At 66.8% G+C, this 18,068-nt stretch carries 16 protein-coding genes; 2 read left to right on the top strand and 14 right to left on the bottom strand.

Going from position 1 to position 18,068, the window contains the following annotated elements:
- Window positions 1-6 precede the first annotated feature (6 nt).
- The gene (locus tag WT60_RS09905; protein WP_038749207.1) at window positions 7-756 is read right to left on the bottom strand and encodes a hypothetical protein; all 750 of its coding nucleotides are present in this window, start codon (window positions 754-756) and stop codon (window positions 7-9) included.
- A gap of 140 nt (window positions 757-896) precedes the next feature.
- On the opposite strand from WT60_RS09905, the gene WT60_RS09900 reads away from it, so the two are divergent.
- Entirely contained in the window at window positions 897-3,230 is a 2,334-nt protein-coding gene (locus WT60_RS09900) for a Tex family protein (RefSeq protein ID WP_059580850.1), read from the top strand.
- A gap of 336 nt (window positions 3,231-3,566) precedes the next feature.
- Here the strand turns inward: WT60_RS09900 and WT60_RS09895 are convergent, their stop codons facing one another.
- Window positions 3,567-5,459: a potassium transporter Kup gene (locus WT60_RS09895; RefSeq protein ID WP_059580846.1), complete on the bottom strand. Its 1,893-nt coding sequence runs from the start codon at window positions 5,457-5,459 to the stop codon at window positions 3,567-3,569.
- Between WT60_RS09895 and WT60_RS09890 the strand changes: the two genes are divergently transcribed.
- Complete coding sequence (locus WT60_RS09890) at window positions 5,424-5,618, top strand: hypothetical protein (protein WP_081989631.1); 195 nt, start codon at window positions 5,424-5,426, stop codon at window positions 5,616-5,618. The genes WT60_RS09895 and WT60_RS09890 overlap by 36 nt on opposite strands.
- A 127-nt stretch (window positions 5,619-5,745) precedes the next feature.
- Here WT60_RS09890 and WT60_RS09885 read toward each other — a convergent pair whose 3' ends face one another.
- The 12 genes from WT60_RS09885 to hisS all read right to left on the bottom strand — a co-directional run bounded on the left by WT60_RS09885 (window position 5,746) and on the right by hisS (window position 18,067).
- Window positions 5,746-6,339, bottom strand: coding sequence for a phosphoribosyltransferase (locus WT60_RS09885; protein ID WP_038749199.1), 594 nt, complete (start codon window positions 6,337-6,339; stop codon window positions 5,746-5,748).
- A gap of 6 nt (window positions 6,340-6,345) precedes the next feature.
- Window positions 6,346-7,692 (bottom strand): adenylosuccinate synthase, encoded by a 1,347-nt coding sequence (locus WT60_RS09880; RefSeq protein ID WP_038749196.1) that lies wholly within the window; start codon window positions 7,690-7,692, stop codon window positions 6,346-6,348.
- A 124-nt stretch (window positions 7,693-7,816) separates the two neighbouring features.
- Entirely contained in the window at window positions 7,817-8,965 is a 1,149-nt protein-coding gene (locus tag WT60_RS09875) for an ATP phosphoribosyltransferase regulatory subunit (RefSeq protein ID WP_038749194.1), read from the bottom strand.
- A gap of 122 nt (window positions 8,966-9,087) precedes the next feature.
- Window positions 9,088-9,279 carry a DUF2065 domain-containing protein gene (locus WT60_RS09870; RefSeq protein ID WP_059580839.1) on the bottom strand — a complete coding sequence of 64 codons (192 nt, stop codon included), beginning with the start codon at window positions 9,277-9,279 and terminating at the stop codon, window positions 9,088-9,090.
- Between the two features lie 24 nt (window positions 9,280-9,303).
- The gene (locus tag WT60_RS09865; RefSeq protein ID WP_038749188.1) at window positions 9,304-10,203 is read right to left on the bottom strand and encodes a protease modulator HflC; all 900 of its coding nucleotides are present in this window, start codon (window positions 10,201-10,203) and stop codon (window positions 9,304-9,306) included.
- Window positions 10,204-10,218: 15 nt separating this feature from the next.
- A complete protein-coding gene (gene hflK / locus WT60_RS09860; RefSeq protein WP_059580832.1) occupies window positions 10,219-11,550 on the bottom strand; it encodes an FtsH protease activity modulator HflK in 1,332 nt (443 codons plus the stop codon).
- A gap of 81 nt (window positions 11,551-11,631) precedes the next feature.
- Entirely contained in the window at window positions 11,632-12,795 is a 1,164-nt protein-coding gene (gene hflX / locus WT60_RS09855; RefSeq protein WP_186448584.1) for a GTPase HflX, read from the bottom strand.
- Between the two features lie 71 nt (window positions 12,796-12,866).
- A complete protein-coding gene (hfq, locus tag WT60_RS09850) occupies window positions 12,867-13,106 on the bottom strand; it encodes an RNA chaperone Hfq (protein WP_004192796.1) in 240 nt (79 codons plus the stop codon).
- Between the two features lie 133 nt (window positions 13,107-13,239).
- The gene (der, locus tag WT60_RS09845) at window positions 13,240-14,577 is read right to left on the bottom strand and encodes a ribosome biogenesis GTPase Der (protein WP_038749180.1); all 1,338 of its coding nucleotides are present in this window, start codon (window positions 14,575-14,577) and stop codon (window positions 13,240-13,242) included.
- Window positions 14,578-14,853: 276 nt separating this feature from the next.
- Window positions 14,854-15,999: an outer membrane protein assembly factor BamB gene (gene bamB / locus WT60_RS09835; protein ID WP_060355844.1), complete on the bottom strand. Its 1,146-nt coding sequence runs from the start codon at window positions 15,997-15,999 to the stop codon at window positions 14,854-14,856.
- Between the two features lie 44 nt (window positions 16,000-16,043).
- Entirely contained in the window at window positions 16,044-16,673 is a 630-nt protein-coding gene (locus WT60_RS09830) for a tetratricopeptide repeat protein (RefSeq protein ID WP_038749172.1), read from the bottom strand.
- A 53-nt stretch (window positions 16,674-16,726) separates the two neighbouring features.
- Window positions 16,727-18,067 carry a histidine--tRNA ligase gene (hisS, locus tag WT60_RS09825; protein WP_059580828.1) on the bottom strand — a complete coding sequence of 447 codons (1,341 nt, stop codon included), beginning with the start codon at window positions 18,065-18,067 and terminating at the stop codon, window positions 16,727-16,729.
- Window position 18,068: the final 1 nt, after the last annotated feature.

The following is an 18,068-nucleotide window of genomic DNA, read 5'->3' as shown; positions in this document are numbered from 1 at the left end:
TAACCGTTACTGCTGCTGTTGTTGCTTCTGCTTCGCCTTCTCGGCGGCTTGTCGCTGGCGCTCCTCGACGTCCGCCTTGTGCTGCGCCGCGTCACGCTGCTTCTGTTCGTAGCGCTCGGCGTTCCCCGCACGCTGCTGCGCATCCTTCGCCGCCTGCGCGTGCGCCGCGTCGAGCTTGCGCTGAAACTCGGCCTGCTTCGCGTCGTAGGCCTTCTGGTTCGCCGCGCGCTGCGGCGCCTGCGCGTCGCGCTCCGCGCGCTTCAGCGCGTTTTGCTGCTGCTTGCCTTCATAAGCCGCCGCATTCGCCGCTTCGTCGGCCGCGCGCCGCGGCGCTTGCGCCTGCCGCTGCGCATCCTTCAGCGCCAGTTGCCGGTCGCGCTCCTGCGCGCGCACCGCACGCTGTTCGTCGTCGAGCGCGAGCTGCTCCTGGCTGATGCTCGCGCGCTCCGCGCGCACCGTCTCGCGCGCCTTGTTCAAGCAGCGATTGACGAAAAACGCGCTGTAGCAATCGTGCTGGGCCACCGCATAACGATAATCGTTTTCCGTCGTGCGTTGATTGAGCACTTTTTGACGCGCGTCGAAATTCGCTTGCGCGGCGAACGTATCCGCATCGGACGCAGCGGCGGCCGGCGCCGCAGCGGACGTCTGCGCGACGCCGGCGACGGGCGCGCAGGACAGCGTCGCCGCAAGCGCCACGGCGAACGCGACAATGGAAAATCGGGAAGTAGGCAACGTCGTAGGAAAGCTGCGGATCATGGGCCAAATTCTAACACCCGCGGCTAGACCCTTTCGCATTTATGGCAAAATGCCCCGCTCCATTCACCCGCCAGGGCCGGCCCGAGGGCGCAGTCGGCCGGACCGGGCGATTTCAGCAGGCAGTAGACGCACATCACGACATGACGGAAACCGTAGCACTCAAGATCGTACAGCGCATCGCCGACGAACTGGCGGTTCAGCCCAGGCAGGTCGCCGCAGCGGTGCAACTCCTCGACGAAGGCTCCACCGTTCCGTTCATCGCCCGCTACCGGAAGGAGGTCACGGGCAACCTGGACGACACGCAACTGCGCCAGCTCGAAGAGCGCCTCCTGTATCTGCGCGAGCTCGAAGAGCGGCGCGCGACGATCGTCGCGAGCATCGACGAGCAAGGCAAGCTGACCGACGAGCTGCGCGCGGCGATCGAGGCGGCCGACAGCAAGCAAACGCTCGAGGATCTGTACCTGCCGTACAAGCCGAAGCGCCGCACGCGCGCGCAGATCGCCCGCGAAGCCGGGCTCGAGCCGCTCGCGCAGGCGCTCCTCGCGAATCCTCTGCTCGATCCGCAAACGGAAGCCGCCGCGTACGTGAACGCGGACAACGGCGTCGCCGACGTGAAGGCGGCGCTCGACGGCGCGCGCGACATCCTGTCCGAGCAATTCGGCGAGACGGCGGAACTGCTCGGCAAGCTGCGCGACTACCTGTTCGAGCGCGGCGTCGTGTCGTCGGCCGTCGTCGACGGCAAGGAAGGCGAGGAAGGCGAGAAATTCCGCGACTACTACGACTACTCGGAAACCATCAAGACCGTGCCGTCGCACCGTGCGCTCGCGCTGTTCCGCGGCCGCAACGCCGGCGTGCTGACCGTCAAGCTCGGCCTCGGCGACGAGCTCGACGCGCAGGTGCCGCACCCCGGCGAGGCGATGATCGCGCGCCATTTCGGCATCGCGAACCAGAACCGGCCGGCCGACAAGTGGCTGTCCGACGTGTGCCGCTGGTGCTGGCGCGTGAAGGTGCAGCCGCACATCGAGACCGAGCTGCTCACGCAACTGCGCGAGAACGCCGAGCATGAAGCGATCCGCGTGTTCGCACGCAACCTGAAGGATCTGCTGCTCGCCGCGCCCGCGGGCCCGAAGGCCGTGATCGGTCTCGACCCGGGTCTGCGCACGGGCGTGAAGGTCGCGGTCGTCGATCGCACGGGCAAGCTGCTCGCGACCGACACGATCTACCCGCACGAGCCGCGCCGCGACTGGGACGGCTCGATCGCGAAGCTCGCGCGCATCGCCGCGCACACGCAGGCCGAGCTCGTCAGCATCGGCAACGGCACCGCGTCGCGCGAGACCGACAAGCTCGCGAGCGAGCTGATCGCACGGCATCCGGAGCTCAAGCTGCAGAAGATCGTCGTGTCCGAGGCGGGCGCGTCCGTCTACTCGGCATCGGAGCTGGCCGCGAAGGAATTCCCCGAGCTCGACGTGTCGCTGCGCGGCGCCGTGTCGATCGCGCGCCGGCTGCAGGACCCGCTCGCCGAGCTCGTGAAGATCGAGCCGAAGGCGATCGGCGTCGGCCAATACCAGCACGACGTGAACCAGCGCGAGCTCGCGCGTTCGCTCGACGCGGTCGTCGAGGACTGCGTGAACGCGGTCGGCGTCGATGCGAACACCGCGTCGGCCGCGCTGCTTGCGCGCGTGTCGGGCCTCAATGCGACGCTTGCGCGCAACATCGTCGACTACCGCGACGCGAACGGCCCGTTCCCGTCGCGCGAGCACCTGCGCCGCGTGCCGCGCCTCGGCGACAAGACATTCGAGCAGGCCGCCGGCTTCCTGCGGATCAACGGCGGCGAGAATCCGCTCGACCGCTCGTCGGTGCACCCGGAAGCGTACCCCGTCGTCGAGCGGATGCTCGCGAAGATCAGCAAGCGCATCGACGACGTGCTCGGCAGCCGCGAAGCGCTCGCGGGCCTGTCGCCCGCCGAATTCGTCGACGACCGTTTCGGGCTGCCGACCGTGCGCGACATTCTGTCCGAACTCGAGAAGCCGGGCCGCGATCCGCGCCCCGAATTCAAGACCGCGACGTTCCGCGAAGGCGTCGAGAAGGTGTCGGATCTCGCGCCGGGCATGGTGCTCGAAGGCGTCGTGACGAACGTCGCGGCGTTCGGCGCGTTCGTCGACGTCGGCGTGCATCAGGACGGCCTCGTCCACGTGTCCGCGATGTCGACGAAATTCGTCAAGGACCCTCACGAAGTCGTGAAGGCGGGCCAGGTCGTCAAGGTGAAGGTGCTCGATGTCGACGTGAAGCGGCAGCGGATTTCGCTCACGATGCGCCTCGACGACGACGCGGCGCCTAGCGCCGCCGGCAGCCGCGGCGGCGCGGAGCGCGGCGGAATGCGCAGTGGCGGCGGCGCCCGCCCGCAGCGCACGCGCGAGCCGGAACCGGCGGGCGCGATGGCCGCCGCGTTCGCAAAACTCAAGCAGCAGCGTTGAGCGCGACGCGCCGGCAACGAAAAAGCCCGCAGCGATGCGGGCTTTTTTTACGCCCGCGGCGTCGCGCGGCCCCCGCGACCATTCACGGCAGCCGGCTCGCGCGACCGACGTCCGCTCGCGGGTTTCGGCTTCCGAAAAGCGAACGCAATCCGGTTTCCGGCGGCGACTCTCGTTCGCCGCCTCGTTCGCACCAGGGTCGGTTGTCGATCATTCGAAAGTCGACGGCACGATACGCAGCAAATCTGGAGCAGACCGGCGCACACGCCGCACAGCGATGCACATAGCCTGCGGGCCGCGCCGTTGCCGAAGAACGACGGACGCGGCCCGCGTCGTCGCTCAGATCTCGATCTTCGTGCCGAGCTCGACGACGCGGTTCGCCGGAATCGAGAAGAAATCGGTGGGCTTCGCGGCGTTCTGATGCATCCATGCGAACACGCGTTCGCGCCAGATCGACATGCCCGGCAGATGGGTCGGCACGACCGTTTCGCGCGCGAGGAAGAACGACGTGTCCATCAACTCGAACGTGATGCCGCGCTGACGCGCCACTTCCTCGAGCGTCGCCTTCACGTCCGGCGTTTCGTTGAAGCCGTACTCCGCCTTGACGATGTAGAGCCCTTCGCCCGCGTCGTGGATCGTCACTCGTTCGTCATCCCTCACGTACGGAATGTCGCGCGTGACGAACGTGAGGAAAATGGTTCGCTCGTGCAGCACCTTGTTGTGCTTCAGGTTGTGCAGGAGGCTCACCGGCACGAGCGTGTCGTTGCCCGTCAGATAGATCGCGGTGCCCGACACGCGGTGCGGCGGATGCGCGAGCAGGCCCTGCAGGAACGGCGCGAGCGGAATGCCGTCGGCTGCCGTGCGCTCCTTGACGAGGTGACGCCCCTTGTACCAGGTCGTCAGCAGGAAGAACAGCAGCGCGCCGATGCCGAGCGGCAGCCAGCCGCCCTGCTCGACCTTCAGCAGGTTCGCGCCGAAGAAGCCGAGATCGACGACGAGAAACACGCCGATGATCGCCGCGACGAGCAGCTTGTTCCAGTTCCAGACCTTCACCATCACGACGGCGGCGAGGATCGTCGTGATCACCATCGTCGCCGTCACCGCGATGCCGTACGCGGCCGCAAGGTTGTCGGAGCTCTTGAAGCCGATCACGATGCAGAGGATCACGAACAACAGCAGCCAGTTGACGACGGGCACGTAGATCTGGCCGATCGCGAGCTCCGACGTGTGCAGGATCTTCATCCGCGGCACGTAGCCGAGCTGGATCGCCTGGCTCGTCAGCGAGTACGCGCCCGAGATCACCGCCTGCGACGCGATGACGGTGGCGACCGTCGACAGCACGACGAGCGGCAGCGCCGCCCATTGCGGCGCGAGCAGGAAAAACGGATTCTCGATCGCCTTCGGATCGAGGAGCAGCAGCGCGCCCTGGCCGAAGTAATTGAGCACGAGCGACGGCATCACGAGCACGTATGCGGCGAGCCGGATCGGCTTCGCGCCGAAGTGGCCCATGTCCGCATAAAGCGCCTCCGCCCCCGTCAGCACGAGCACGACGGAGCCGAGCACCACGTACGCGAGCAGCACGTGCTCGGACATGAACGAGAACGCGTAGTACGGGTTGATCGCCGAGACGATCATCGGCGCGCGCGCGATATGGTAGACGCCGAGCACGGCGATCGTGACGAACCAGAGCACCATGATCGGGCCGAACAGCTTGCCGACCGTCGCGGTGCCATGCCGCTGTATCCAGAACAGCGCGATCAGGATCACGATCGTGATCGGCAGCACGAGGTGCGTCAGTTGCGGCGCCGCGACCTCGAGGCCCTCGACCGCCGACATCACCGAGATCGCCGGCGTGATCACCGCGTCGCCGTAGAACATGCATGCGCCGAATATGCCGAGCGCCATCATCAGGCCGGTGACGCGCGACTTCGGATTCAGCGGCCGCAGCGACAGCGCCATCAGCGCGAGCACGCCGCCTTCGCCGTTGTTGTCGGCGCGCATCACGAACAGCACGTACTTGATGCCGACGACGAGGATGATCGCCCAGAACAGGAGCGAGATCACTCCGAGGATCGAACTTTGCGTGAGAGGAATGCCGTGGGCAGGACTGAACGCTTCCTTGAGCGAGTACAGCGGGCTCGTGCCGATGTCGCCGAAAACCACGCCGATTGCTGCGATTGCGAGCGATTGCAGCGAATGCTGGCGCATGGACGAGTGATTCGTGTCGGTCATAAAAGCGATATAAATCCGTGCTGGGATCGGAAAAACGAGCGCTATTCTAACTGGGCACGCAAAAATGCCGCCCACTGGTGTTGTCAGCACACCACTTGCTGCGGCGCGCCAAGTGTAGCATGGGGTCGTGACGCATCCTGCCGCGACGGGGCGTCATGATAGCCGGGCGAAGACGGCGCGCCTACCCTCGCCGCGCGATTCTTCGGATACCGTAAAGAGGATGTAAAAAGACGGAACAAAAAACGGCGCCGTCGAGGCGCCGTTTTCGATGCTGCGCCGGACGCGCTTACGCGTCGGACGCTTCGTCGCGCTGCATGTTGCCGCGCTTGATCCATGCCGCGAGATTGTGCGGACGCACCGTATCCCATTCCTCGAACGGCTGGTGAATCCACGGATTCGTCGGCAGGTACTGAACGTGGTAATCGGGCTTCACCTTCGAGCAGCCCTTGTACCAGAGCACGGCCGAACGCACGGCCGTCACGGCCGGATAGCGCTCCTTCAGATGCTGCTGAACGCGCGCGAGCGTCACGCCCGAGTCGACGAGATCGTCGACGAGCAGCACGTTGCCCGACAGATCGCCGCGCGTCATCGTGATGTACTGCGCGATGTCGAGATCGCCCTGCTGCGTGCCCGCCGCCTCGCGGTACGAACTCGTCGCGAGGATCGCGAGCGGCAGATCGTAGATGCGCGAAAGCTGATCGCCGACGCGCAGGCCGCCGCGCGCGAGGCAGAGGATCTTGTCGAACTTCCAGCCCGATTCGTGGACGGCGAGCGCGAGCATCTCGATCAGCCGGTGGTATTCGTCCCAGCCGACCCAGAGGTTCTTGTCGTCGTTGCGCGGATCGGACATCGTCAGCGCATGCATGAGATTCTGCGTCATCTACGCTTACACCTTGAACGGATGGCGCAGCAGGATCGTCTCGTCGCGATCCGGGCCCGTGGACACCATGTCGATCGGCACGCCGGCCACTTCCTGCACGCGCGTGAGGTACGCACGCGCGCTCGCGGGCAGCGCATCCCACGAGTTGATGCCGACCGTGCTCTCCTTCCAGCCGCCGAACGTCTCGTAGACGGGCTCGCAGCGCGCGACTTCGGCCGCGCCGCGCGGCAGCAGGTCGACGTCTTCGCCATCGATCTTGTAGCCGACGCACAGCTTCACTTCTTCGAGGCCGTCGAGCACGTCGAGCTTCGTCATGCAAAGGCCCGACACGCCGTTGATCTGGATCGAGCGGCGCAGCGCGGCCGCGTCGAGCCAGCCGGTGCGGCGCGGACGGCCCGTGACGGAGCCGAATTCCTTGCCGACGTTCGCGAGCGTGATGCCGATCTGATCCTGGCGGCTCGGATTATCCGCGTCGTACAGTTCGCTCGGGAACGGGCCCGAACCGACGCGCGTGCAATACGCCTTCGTGATGCCGAGGATGTAGTTGAGCTTCTGCGGGCCGACGCCCGCGCCCGCCGCCGCCGCGCCCGCGACGCAGTTGCTCGACGTGACGAACGGATAGGTGCCGTGATCGATGTCGAGCAGCGTGCCCTGCGCGCCTTCGAACAGCAGGTTGCGGCCCGCGTGGTTCTCTTCGTACAGGCGGCGCGACACGTCCGCGACCATCGGCTTCAGACGATCCGCGTAGCCGAGCATCGTGTCGAGCGTCGCCTGGAAATCGACGGCCGCGCCGCCGAGATACTGGGTCAGCACGAAGTTGTGGAAATCGAGATTCTCGCGCAGGCGATCGGCGAACGTTCTCGCATCGAACAGATCCTGCACGCGCAGCGCACGGCGGCCGACCTTGTCTTCGTATGCGGGGCCGATGCCGCGGCCCGTCGTGCCGATCTTGCCCGCGCCGCGCCGCGCCTCACGCGCCTGGTCGATCGCGACGTGGTACGGCAGGATCAGCGTCGTCGCCTCGGAGATGAAGAGCCGCTCGCGAACGGACAGGCCCGCCTCTTCCAGCTCGCCGATCTCCTTGAAGAGCGCCTCGGGCGACAACACGACGCCGTTGCCGATGTAGCAGGCGACGCCTTCACGCATGATGCCCGACGGAATGAGGCGCAAGATGGTCTTCTTGCCGCCGATGATGAGGGTGTGGCCTGCGTTGTGGCCGCCCTGGAAACGCACGACGCCCTGAGCGTGGTCCGTCAGCCAGTCGACGATCTTGCCTTTGCCTTCATCACCCCATTGAGTCCCCACGACGACGACGTTGCGCCCGGGGGTCACGTTCACTGCGCTGGCAGACATGTTGATTCGATAGCTGGTTAAAAACGTATTCTACCTAGGTTCGCCGCCGGTTCCGAATTTTTCCGTTTCGCTTCAACGACATTGCACTCTAGAAACGCGCCGGAAGCCCGGCGGCGCGGCGCGTTCAGCGTGGCTCGACCACCCACGCGCCGCCTCGCTCGACGAGCGCGCGATCGCACGCGAACTCGTCGAGCACGTGATCGTGCCCCGGCAGCGCCTGGATCACGACCTCGCCCGCGTCGCGCAGCGCGCCGACTGCCGCGCGCAGCGCGTCATCGTGCTTCCACGGCGCGAGAATCGCGGCGCCGCGCGCCTCGATCGGCGAAATCCGCGCGATTTCGCGCAAGTCGAGCGAAAAGCCCGTCGCCGGACGCGCGCGGCCGTACGCCTGGCCGACGTGGTCGTAGCGGCCCCCGTGCGCGACCGCGTTCGGCACGCCGTCGACGTATGCGGCGAACATCGCGCCGCTGTGGTACGCGTAGCCGCGCAAATCGGCGAGATCGATCGCGACCTCGGCGTCCTTCACCTGCGCGGCGAGGCGCGCGAGATCGTCGAGCGCGCGCGCGATCTCGGGCAGCGCCGGCAACCGACGGCGCGCCTCGTCGAGCACCGACGCGTCGCCGTACAGGCGCGGCAGCGCGCGCAGTGCGGCGCGCGTATCGGCGCCGAGATCGTCGGTCAGCTCGTTCAGGCGCGGCACGTCCTTGCCGGCGAGCGCGTCGTAAAGCGCCTCGCCGCGCTCGGCCGCGACCGCGTCGCGCGCGAAGAGCGCGGCCAGCACGCCCGCATGGCAGAGGTCGAGCCGGATTTTCTTCAGACCAGTCAGATGCAGCGCATCGAGCATCAACTGCTGGATCTCCTCGTCGGCCTCGAGGCCCGCGTGCCCGTAGATTTCAGCGCCGATCTGCAATTGCTCGCGGCTCGCGTGCAGCCCGCGCGGACGCGTGTGCAGCACGGGGCCCGCATAGCAGAGGCGCGTCACGCCCTGGCGGTTCAGCAAGTGCGCGTCGATGCGCGCAACCTGCGGCGTCATGTCCGCGCGCAGACCGAGCGTGCGGCCCGACACCTGATCGACGAGCTTGAACGTGCGCAGGCGCAGCTCGTTGCCGCCGCTCGTCAGCAGCGACTCCAGATACTCGAGGAGCGGCGGCATGACCATTTCGTAGCCGTACGAACGAAAGCGGTCGAGCAGCCTGCGGCGCAGCTCCTCGATCTTGCGCGCCTCCGACGGCAGCACGTCGGCAATATTCTCGGGAAGTAACCAGGTCGACATCGTTGCGGTCCTACGACAGGAAACACGGCGCGCACTGAACGCGCGCCTCGGATTGAAATCGGGTCGGCGCCCGGCGTCCCGGCGCATGGCCGGGAAACGCCGAAGGGGCGCGCGCGGCCGGCTCAGGTGACGAGCAGAAGCAGCGCAAGCCCGAGCGCCATCACGATGAACCCGCCGATCCGGATATGGTGCGCGGGCCGCTCCGCTATTCTACGAAACGTGTCGCGCCACGCGCTCGGAAACACGAACGGAAAGGCGCCCTCGATGATGAGCATCAGCGCGAGAGCAAGCAGTAACGAACCAGCGAAATCCATGCGGACGACGACGCCCCTTGCACATCAACGGTTGCGGGGAGCGGCAGCGGGTGCCGCGGCGCCGCCCGTCGGGCTGCGCATGAAGCGGAAGAACTCGCTGTCCGGATCGACGACGATCACGTCGTTCGGCTTGAAGCTGTTCCGATAAGCCTGCAGGCTCGCGTAGAACTGGTAGAACTGCGGATCGCGCCCGAACGCATCGGCGGCAATCGACGCGGCCTTCGCGTCGCCCTCGCCCTTGATCGACTGCGCCGACTTGTAACCTTCCGCGAGGATCGTTTGCTGCTGACGCGCCGCGTCCGCCTTGATCTCCTCCGCCTGCGCCGCGCCTTCCGCGCGCTCCCGCTCGGCCTCGCGCTGCAGCTCGGCCGTCATCCGCTGATACGCGCCGTCCGCCTGCGCGGCGGGCAAGTCGACGCGCGTGAGCTGCACGTCGACGATGTCGATGCCGAGCGGCGCCGCGTCGGCCTGCAGCGAGCGCCTCGCCTCGTCGGCGATCGCGCGCTGGCTGCCGAGCGCATCGTCGAGCTCGCGCTTCGCGAACGCGGCGCCGAGCGCGCCCCTGACGGCCGTCGACAGGCGTTCGGCCTCGCTGCGCGGCGCACCGCCCGTCGCCTTGTAGTACTTGAGCGCGTCGGCGATCCGGTATTTGACGACGGGGCTCACGAGCACGTCGCTTTTGTCCTTCGTCGTCAGCGTTTGCGGATCGGCCGAGTCGAGCGTCTGCACGCGGACATCGACGAGCGTCGCCGTCTGCAGCGGCTGCGGCAGCTTGAAATGGAGGCCGGGGCCGGCGAGCGTCAGCGCGCCGCCGTCGCGCGACGACAGCACGGCCGCGTGGCGCGGATCGACGACGAGCACCGTCGACGCAGCCACCAGCGCGACGACGACGATCGCTACGACGAGCGCAATGATTCGGTTCATATGATGCGCTCCTCGTTACTGCAGATCGTCGGTGCGCGAACGGCTGCGAAACGCCTCGCGCGAGCGCAGCGAATCGCTGCCGGACGCCGGATTCGCGGCGGCGGGCGCCGATGCGTGCGACGCGCTGGCGGCGGCCGCAGCCGACGCCGGCGCGGAAAATGCGGGGGCGAACGCCTGGGCGCCGCTCGCGGGTGCCGCGGCGGCGGCGCTCGCCGCCTCTGCCGCGCGCTGGCGGCCCGCCTCGACGATCTTGTCGAGCGGCAGATAAAGCACGCTGTTGCCCGCCTTGTTGCCGACGTACACCTTTGTCGTGTTCGAATAGATCTCCTGCATCGTCTCGAGGTACATCCGCTCGCGAATCACCGCGGGCGCCTTCGAGTACTGCGCGTAGACCTGCTTGAAGCGCTCCGCGTCGCCCTCCGCCTGCGCGACGACGCGCTCGGCGTACGACTTCGCGTCGTCGACCATCTTCGCCGCGTCGCCCTGCGCGCGCGGCAGCAACTCGCTTGCGTACGCCTGCGCGGCGTTCTTCGCGGCCTCGCCGTCCTGACGCGCCTTCGCGATGTCGTCGACGGCCGCCTGCACCTGCTCGGGCGGCGAGACGCTCTGCACGGTCACGCCCGTCACGACGAGGCCCGTGCGATAGCCGTCGAGATCGCGCTGGATTGCTTTCGCGAGCGCATCGCGCAGTGCGTCGCGATCCAGCGCGAGCACGTCGTCCGCGCTCTTCGCGCCGACGATCTCGCGCACCGCCGCCTGCGCCGCCTGCGACACGCTGCGCTCGGGATCGGCGGCGCGAAACAGGTAGTCGGTCGCGGAGCCGACTCGATATTGAACGGCAAAGCGCACGTCGACGATGCCCCCGTCGCGCGTGAGCATCGATGCGTCCTTCACGTTCGCGAGCCGCACGACGTTGTTGCGGCCGATCTCGATCGAGCGCACCTGCGCGGTGTCGACGATCTCGTGCGATTCGAACGGATACGGCAGGCGCCAGTGCACGCCGTCGCCGACCGTGCCCTTGTATTCGCCGAAGCGCAGCACGACGCCCGTCTGGCCGTCCTGGACGATGAAGATGCCGCTGCCGAGATAGATCGCGATCAAGACGCCCGCGACGATGCCGACGCCGACGCGCGCGGCGCGCCCGTTGTCCGGGCGAAGGCCATTGTTGCCGCCGCCCTTGCCGCCGAGCCAGCCGTTCAGGCGGCGGTTGAAATTCCGCCACATCTCGTCGAGATCCGGGGGGCCGTCGTCGCGCCCGTTCGGGCGCTTCGATTCGTTCGCGCGCGGCTTGTCGCCGTTGCCGCCGCGTCCCCAGCGGGGATCGTTGATCGACAGCAAGGCGCGCATACGCCGCCAGGTACTCCGCTCGTTGTAGTCGTTCACCTGTGTTTGTTCACCAGATTGGAGCAACTAGACCGGCCGCAGCCGTCAGCGCCCGTGTTCGGAAACCGGGTGGTCTTCGTGTGGTAGCGCCGGCGCGCCGTCGAGCGGCACGGCGCCGACAAGATGTTCCGCGGTGGCGATCTCGGCAATGGCGGCACGCAGCGAGTCCAGACCCTGGCCCGTGCGCGCGCTCAAAAAGACGCGCGAGATATTACCATATTCGTCCCGCTCGACCGCGCCCCCGCGGGCCGCGAGCTCGGGCACCGCGTCGATCTTGTTGAACACGAGAATCTGACGGATAGAATCCGCCCCGATTTCGTGCAGCACCTCGTTGACCTGCTCGATCTGCTCGAGCCGCACCGCGCTCGACGCATCGACGACGTGCAGCAGCAGATCCGCGTGGATCGTTTCCTCGAGCGTCGCGCGAAACGCCGCGACGAGCTGGTGCGGCAGCTCGCGAATGAAGCCGACGGTGTCGGACACGACGATCTGCCCGACCTCGTCGCCGAGATACACGCGCCGCGACGTCGTGTCGAGCGTCGCGAACAGCTGATCCGCCGCGTATGCCTGCGCTTTCGTGAGCGCATTGAAGAGCGTCGACTTGCCCGCGTTCGTGTAGCCGACGAGCGACACCGACATCGTGCCGCTACGCACCCGCTGCCGGCGCTGCGTGTGATGCTGACGGCGCAGCTTGTCGAGCCGCGACTTCAGCATCTTGATGCGCTCGCCGATCAGGCGGCGGTCGGTTTCGAGCTGCGTTTCGCCGGGACCGCGCAGGCCGATCCCCCCCTTTTGCCGCTCGAGGTGGGTCCAGGCCCGAATCAGTCGGGTCGCAAGATATTGCAGCTGCGCGAGCTCCACCTGCAGCTTGCCTTCGTGGCTGCGCGCGCGCTGGGCGAAAATATCGAGAATGAGGCTCGTGCGATCGACAACGCGCCGATTAAGCATCCGTTCCAGGTTGCGTTGCTGCGCGGGAGCGAGCGCGTGATTGAAGATGACGATTTCGACGTCGTTCGCTTCGCAGGCAAGCCGCAGTTCCTCGGCTTTGCCGCTGCCGACGAACATGGCGGCGTCGGGGCTCGCACGGCGGCCCGTCAGCGTGACGGCGGGATGGGCGCCCGCGCTGGAGGCGAGCAGGCTGAGTTCTTCGAGACTGGCTTCGAAATCGGTCTTGCCGAAATCGATGCCTACTAACGCTGCGTTGATCAAATTATCGGAAGTCAAGATTGGGCGGCTGGCATCGGATGCCGACGGCGACGCGAGCCAGCCGCGGCAATGGGTTAGGACGCTGCTTCCGCATCCGGGTGGAAGTTCACCGGACGCGCCGGCACGACCGTCGAAATGGCGTGCTTGTAAACCATTTGAGTAACCGTGTTCCTGAGCAACACGACGTACTGGTCGAACGATTCGATGTTCCCTTGGAGCTTGATGCCGTTGACGAGATAAATCGAAACCGGTACATGCTCTTTACGCAGTGCGTTCAAAAACGGGTCTTGTAACAATTGCCCTTTGTTGCTCATGGCGTACTCCATCTTTTTTGCAGGTTGATCTAAATTGGGGCGAAGAAAAAGAGATCCGCCGCCAATCGCTACACTATAGCCGATTTTGTCCGCCCCGCCCGGCTCTGCCGTCCGGCCGACGCGGCTGCCTCGCTCAGCCCTTGTCGGCGTAAGGATTGGTCGACGAGCGGAACTCTATGCGCAATGGAGTGCCCGTCAGCGAGAAAGTTTCTCGGAAACGATTCTCGAGATAGCGCTTGTACGTCTCGGTCACGGCGTCGAGCGCATTGCCGTGGATCACGATGATGGGCGGGTTCTGTCCGCCCTGGTGCGCATAGCGCAGCTTCGGCCGCACCGGGCCGCGGCGGCGCGGCTGCTGGAACTCGACCGCCTCGATCAGCGCGCGCGTGAGCTTCGGTGTCGGCAGCTTCTTCATCGCGGCCGCGTATGCGTCGTCGACCGAGCGCATCAGCGCTCCGATGCCCGTCTTCTCCGCAGCCGAAATGAAATGGAACTTCGCGAATTCGAGGAATTTCAGCTTGCGCGTGAGATCGGCCTTCGTGCGCTCGCGCACGTGCGAATCGAGCCCGTCCCACTTGTTCACGCCGACGACGAGCGCGCGCCCCTGCTCGACGACGAAGCCCGCGATGTGCGCGTCCTGATCGGAAATGTCCTGCTGCGCATCGAGCAGAAGAATCACGACGTTCGCGTCGGAGATCGACTGCAGCGTCTTCACGACCGAGAACTTCTCGATCGCCTCGAACACCTTGCCGCGGCGGCGCAGGCCCGCCGTGTCGATCAGCGTGTACTGCTTGCCGTTGCGCTCGAAATCGACATAGATCGAATCGCGCGTCGTGCCCGGCATGTCGAACGCGATCACGCGATCTTCGCCGATCAGCGTGTTGACGAGCGTCGACTTGCCGACGTTCGGCCGGCCGACGATCGCGATCTTGACGCCGCGCGCGGCCGCGTCCTCTTCGCTCTCTTCCGGCTGGCCCGCGTACGCGACCTCGAGCGCCTCGTTGATCATGTCGGTCACGCCGTCGCCGTGCGCGGCCGAAATCGCGCGCGGGTCGCCCAGGCCGAGCTCGTAGAAATCCGACGCGACCGCCGTGTATTTCATCCCCTCGGCCTTGTTGACGACGAGGAAGATCGGCCGTCCGGTCTTGCGCAGGTAGTCGGCGATCGACTTGTCCTGCGGCGCGAGGCCGTTGCGGCCGTCGACGATGAACACGACGACGTCCGCCTCCTCGACCGCCTGGCGCGTCTGCCGCGCCATCTCGTGCAGGATGCCGTCCTTCGCGACGGGCTCGAAGCCGCCCGTGTCGACGACGAGATACGGCCGCGCGCCGACCCGCCCCTCGCCGTAGTGGCGATCGCGCGTCAAGCCGGGCAGATCGGCGACCAGCGCATCGCGCGAACGCGTGAGCCGGTTGAACAGCGTGGATTTCCCCACATTGGGGCGCCCAACGAGGGCAATGACCGGTTTCATCTGATTGATGTCGTCTACGTGAAACGCAGCGGCGATGAGCCCGCATTCGGCAGGCGGCTGCGCTTGATGGAAATTAGCACGAATTCGCGCCGACTCGGCGCGCAGGCGGCGGCATACGTGTCGCGCCGCTCATTTTTTTCGATTCGCTCCCGGCCCCGCGGACCGCGCGATGCCGCGCCGCCGGGCCGCGTGCGCCCGGCTACGGCCGCACGCACGCGTCAAAAAATACGAAGCGCGGCCGGCGAAACGCGCGGCCGCGCGAAAAACGCCGCGCGCTTAGCGCGGACGGAAACCGTACACGCCGCCGTCCTGCGTCTGGATGACGAGCGTGTTGCCGGCGAGCACGGGCGCCGCGGCGATCGCGCTGCCGTCCGTCTTCATCCGGGCGACGAACGTGCCGTCGTCGCGCGACAGGAAGTGCACGAAGCCCTTGTAGTCGCCGAACACGACCGCGCGGCCGAGCAGGTACGGCACGCCGACGTCGCGGCTCTTCAGCTTGTCGTTGCGCCAGAGCTCCTTGCCCGTCGCGACGTCGTAAGCCGACACGACCGACCAGTCGTCGCCGCCCGCGACCACCGTATCGTCCTGCGCGACGCCGCTGCGGCTCGAAAACGATTTTTCCCACAGCGGACGGCCCGAGTTCGCGTCGAAGCAGCCGAGCTGGCCCTGGAACGTCACCGCGCAGGTCTCGGCGCCGACGAGAGTCGGCGCGCCCGTCACGTCGTTGATCCGCTCGACCTCCGTCACGCCCTTCGGGAACGACACGGGCGTCTGCCAGAACGGCTCGCCCGTCTGCAGGTTCAGCGCGACGAGGCCGCCGCCCGGAAAGCCCGCGAGCACCGCGGCGTCGCCCGCGAACGTCATGCCGGCCGACACGCGCAGATTGAGCGGCACCGCGCGATTGCGGTACGTCCACTTCTGCTCGCCCGTCTGCCCGTTGAACGCGATCACCTGGCCGTCGATCGTGCGCACGATCACGAGGCCGTTGCCGACGAGCGGCGGCGAGAAGACCTCGCCCTGCACGCTCGTCTTCCACAGCAGCTTGCCGTCCGGGCCGAGCACGAACACGCCGCCCTTCAGCGCGCCGACCGCGGTCAGGTTGCCGTCGCTGCCGACGCCCGCCGACAGGTCGGAGCCGACCTTCGCGCGCCAGACTTCCTGGCCCGTCTTCGCGTCGATCTTCTCGACCGAACCGTTCGCGCCGGCGACGTACACCGCATCGCCCACCGCGACGGGCGAGAACGAGTAGCGGCCGCCCTTGCTGACGCTCGCCTTCCACACTTGCTGCACGTCGAGCACGGGTTTGAACTCGGTAAGCGGCGTCGGCACGCGGCGCGCGTCCTTCGTTGACGAACAGGCCGCGAGAACCAGGACGGCCGCCGCGCAGGCAACGGGTGCAGCGTAACGTTTCAGCAGATTCATCGATAGCGAAGCAAAGTTAAGTTGTAAAACGAAAGCGCACGCGCTCAACCGCCGAGCGCGTCCAGCTTGAACTGCACGAGTTGGCGGGCGGAGGCGTCATCCTTCGGCAGCGAATCGAGCGCGAGCTTGTACGCGGCGCGCGCGTCGTCGCTCTTGCCCTGCGCGGCGAGCAGATCGCCGCGACCATTCGCGACGGCGCCCTTGAACGCCTCGGGCGGCGTGCCCGACAGCAGCGCGAGGCCTGCGTCGTACGCCTTCTCGTCGAGCAGCAGCGACGCAAGACGCAGTGTCGCGATCTGCTTGTACTCGCCGTCCTTCGCATGATCGGCGGCCCACTGCAACTGCGCCTTCGCACCCGCCGTATCACCCGCGCCGTACAGCGCCTTCGCCGCCTCGAGCGCCGTCATCTGCGCATAGGCGGTGCCGCCGAACTTGTCCTCCATGTCCGACGCGACGCGCGACACTTTCGCCTTGTCGTTCGACTGGACGGCCTGCTGCACCTGCTCGTAGAGCACGGCCGCTTGCGCGGCCTGGCGGCGCTGCCAGTAGTTCCAGCCGTTCCAGGCGGCCGCGGCGGCGAGGACGGCGATCGCGATCCAGGTCGTCAGATTGCCCCACCGGGCCCACCACGCCTTCAGGCTTTCAATCGATTCTTGTTCGTCGTGATAACTCATCGCCTAGCGATTCCTTCCTGTACACGCTTCTTTGTCGAGCGGATGCGCCGCGATCAGTCGTCGCCGTCTTCGGCGGTTGCAACCATCGCATTGATTAGAAAATCGGTCAAGCTTTCGACCGGCACGGACTGCTGAACGTTCTTTTCGCCGTCGTCGCCCGCGCCGCGCAGCGGCTTCACGCTCGCCGTGCCGTTTGCCATCTCGTCGTCGCCGAAGATCACCGCGAACGCCGCGCCGCTCGCGTCGGCACGCTTCATCTGCGACTTGAAGCTCGCGCCCGCGCCGTCCGCGCTGCAGTGGAAAATCACGTCGAGGCCCGTGTCGCGCAGACGCTCCGCGACGACGAACGCTTGCTCGCGCGCCGCGTCGCCCTGATGGACGACGTACACGTCGACGCCTTCCTGCTCCGGCACGAGGTTCTCTTCCTTCAGCAGCTCGAGAATGCGCTCGACGCCCATCGCCCAGCCGCACGCGGCGGTCGGCTTGCCGCCCAGTTGCTCGATCAGCGGATCGTAGCGGCCGCCCGCGGCGACCGTGCCTTGCGCGCCGAGCTTGTCGGTCACCCACTCGAATACGGTCAGATTGTAGTAATCGAGCCCGCGCACGAGCCGCGGGTTGATCGTAAACGGCAGGTTGTTCGCCTTCAGCAGGCGCTGCAGGCCTTCGAAGTGCGCACGCGACGCGTCGCCGAGGAAGTCGATCAGCTTCGGCGCATTCTGCACGATCTCCTGCAGCGCGGGATTCTTCGTGTCGAGCACGCGCAGCGGATTCGTGTACAGGCGACGCTGGGCGTCGTCATCGAGCTTCTCGACGTGCTGCTCGAGATACTTGACGAGTTCGACGCGGTGCGCCGCGCGCTCCTGCGCAAGGCCGAGCGAGTTGATCTCGAGCTTGATGCCGGTGAGGCCGAGATCGTCCCACAGGCGCTGGCACATCATGATGATTTCCGCGTCGGCGTCCGGCCCCGCGAAGCCGAGCGCCTCGACGCCGACCTGGTGGAACTGGCGATAGCGGCCGCGCTGCGGACGCTCGTGGCGGAACATCGGGCCGACGTACCACAGGCGCTTCGGCCCGTCGTACAGCATGTTGTGCTCGATGGCCGCGCGCACGACGGCCGCGGTGTTCTCGGGGCGCAGCGTCAGGTTCTCGCCGTTGAGCGCGTCGACGAAGCTGTACATCTCCTTCTCGACGATATCGGTCACTTCGCCGATGCCGCGCGTGAAGAGCTGCGTATGCTCGACGATCGGCGTACGGATGTTCTGATAGCCGTACGCGCGCAACAGCGACTTCACGGTCGCCTCGAAGAATTCCCACAAGCCGGCATCCTGCGGGAGGATGTCGTTCATGCCCTTCACGCCCGCGAGCTTCTCGAGCTTTCGCTTTTGTTCTGTCATC

The sequence above is a fragment of the Burkholderia sp. MSMB617WGS genome (assembly GCF_001532025.2).
GTDB classification, from domain to species: domain Bacteria; phylum Pseudomonadota; class Gammaproteobacteria; order Burkholderiales; family Burkholderiaceae; genus Burkholderia; species Burkholderia savannae.
The sequence above is the reverse complement of the archived record's forward strand: the minus strand, read 5'-3'. Positions and strand labels throughout refer to the sequence as shown.

Coding starts and splice junctions, on each gene's coding strand:
- WT60_RS09890 (WP_081989631.1), top strand. CDS start 5,424: ATGCTGGCGCATGGACGAGTGATTCGTGTCGGTCATAAAAGCGATATA.
- WT60_RS09875 (WP_038749194.1), bottom strand. CDS start 8,965: ATGTCGACCTGGTTACTTCCCGAGAATATTGCCGACGTGCTGCCGTCG.
- WT60_RS09865 (WP_038749188.1), bottom strand. CDS start 10,203: ATGAACCGAATCATTGCGCTCGTCGTAGCGATCGTCGTCGTCGCGCTG.
- WT60_RS09905 (WP_038749207.1), bottom strand. CDS start 756: ATGATCCGCAGCTTTCCTACGACGTTGCCTACTTCCCGATTTTCCATT.
- hisS (WP_059580828.1), bottom strand. CDS start 18,067: ATGACAGAACAAAAGCGAAAGCTCGAGAAGCTCGCGGGCGTGAAGGGC.
- WT60_RS09885 (WP_038749199.1), bottom strand. CDS start 6,339: ATGACGCAGAATCTCATGCATGCGCTGACGATGTCCGATCCGCGCAAC.
- WT60_RS09830 (WP_038749172.1), bottom strand. CDS start 16,673: ATGAGTTATCACGACGAACAAGAATCGATTGAAAGCCTGAAGGCGTGG.
- bamB (WP_060355844.1), bottom strand. CDS start 15,999: ATGAATCTGCTGAAACGTTACGCTGCACCCGTTGCCTGCGCGGCGGCC.
- der (WP_038749180.1), bottom strand. CDS start 14,577: ATGAAACCGGTCATTGCCCTCGTTGGGCGCCCCAATGTGGGGAAATCC.
- WT60_RS09870 (WP_059580839.1), bottom strand. CDS start 9,279: ATGGATTTCGCTGGTTCGTTACTGCTTGCTCTCGCGCTGATGCTCATC.
- hflK (WP_059580832.1), bottom strand. CDS start 11,550: ATGCGCGCCTTGCTGTCGATCAACGATCCCCGCTGGGGACGCGGCGGC.
- WT60_RS09880 (WP_038749196.1), bottom strand. CDS start 7,692: ATGTCTGCCAGCGCAGTGAACGTGACCCCCGGGCGCAACGTCGTCGTC.
- hfq (WP_004192796.1), bottom strand. CDS start 13,106: ATGAGCAACAAAGGGCAATTGTTACAAGACCCGTTTTTGAACGCACTG.
- WT60_RS09895 (WP_059580846.1), bottom strand. CDS start 5,459: ATGACCGACACGAATCACTCGTCCATGCGCCAGCATTCGCTGCAATCG.
- WT60_RS09900 (WP_059580850.1), top strand. CDS start 897: ATGACGGAAACCGTAGCACTCAAGATCGTACAGCGCATCGCCGACGAA.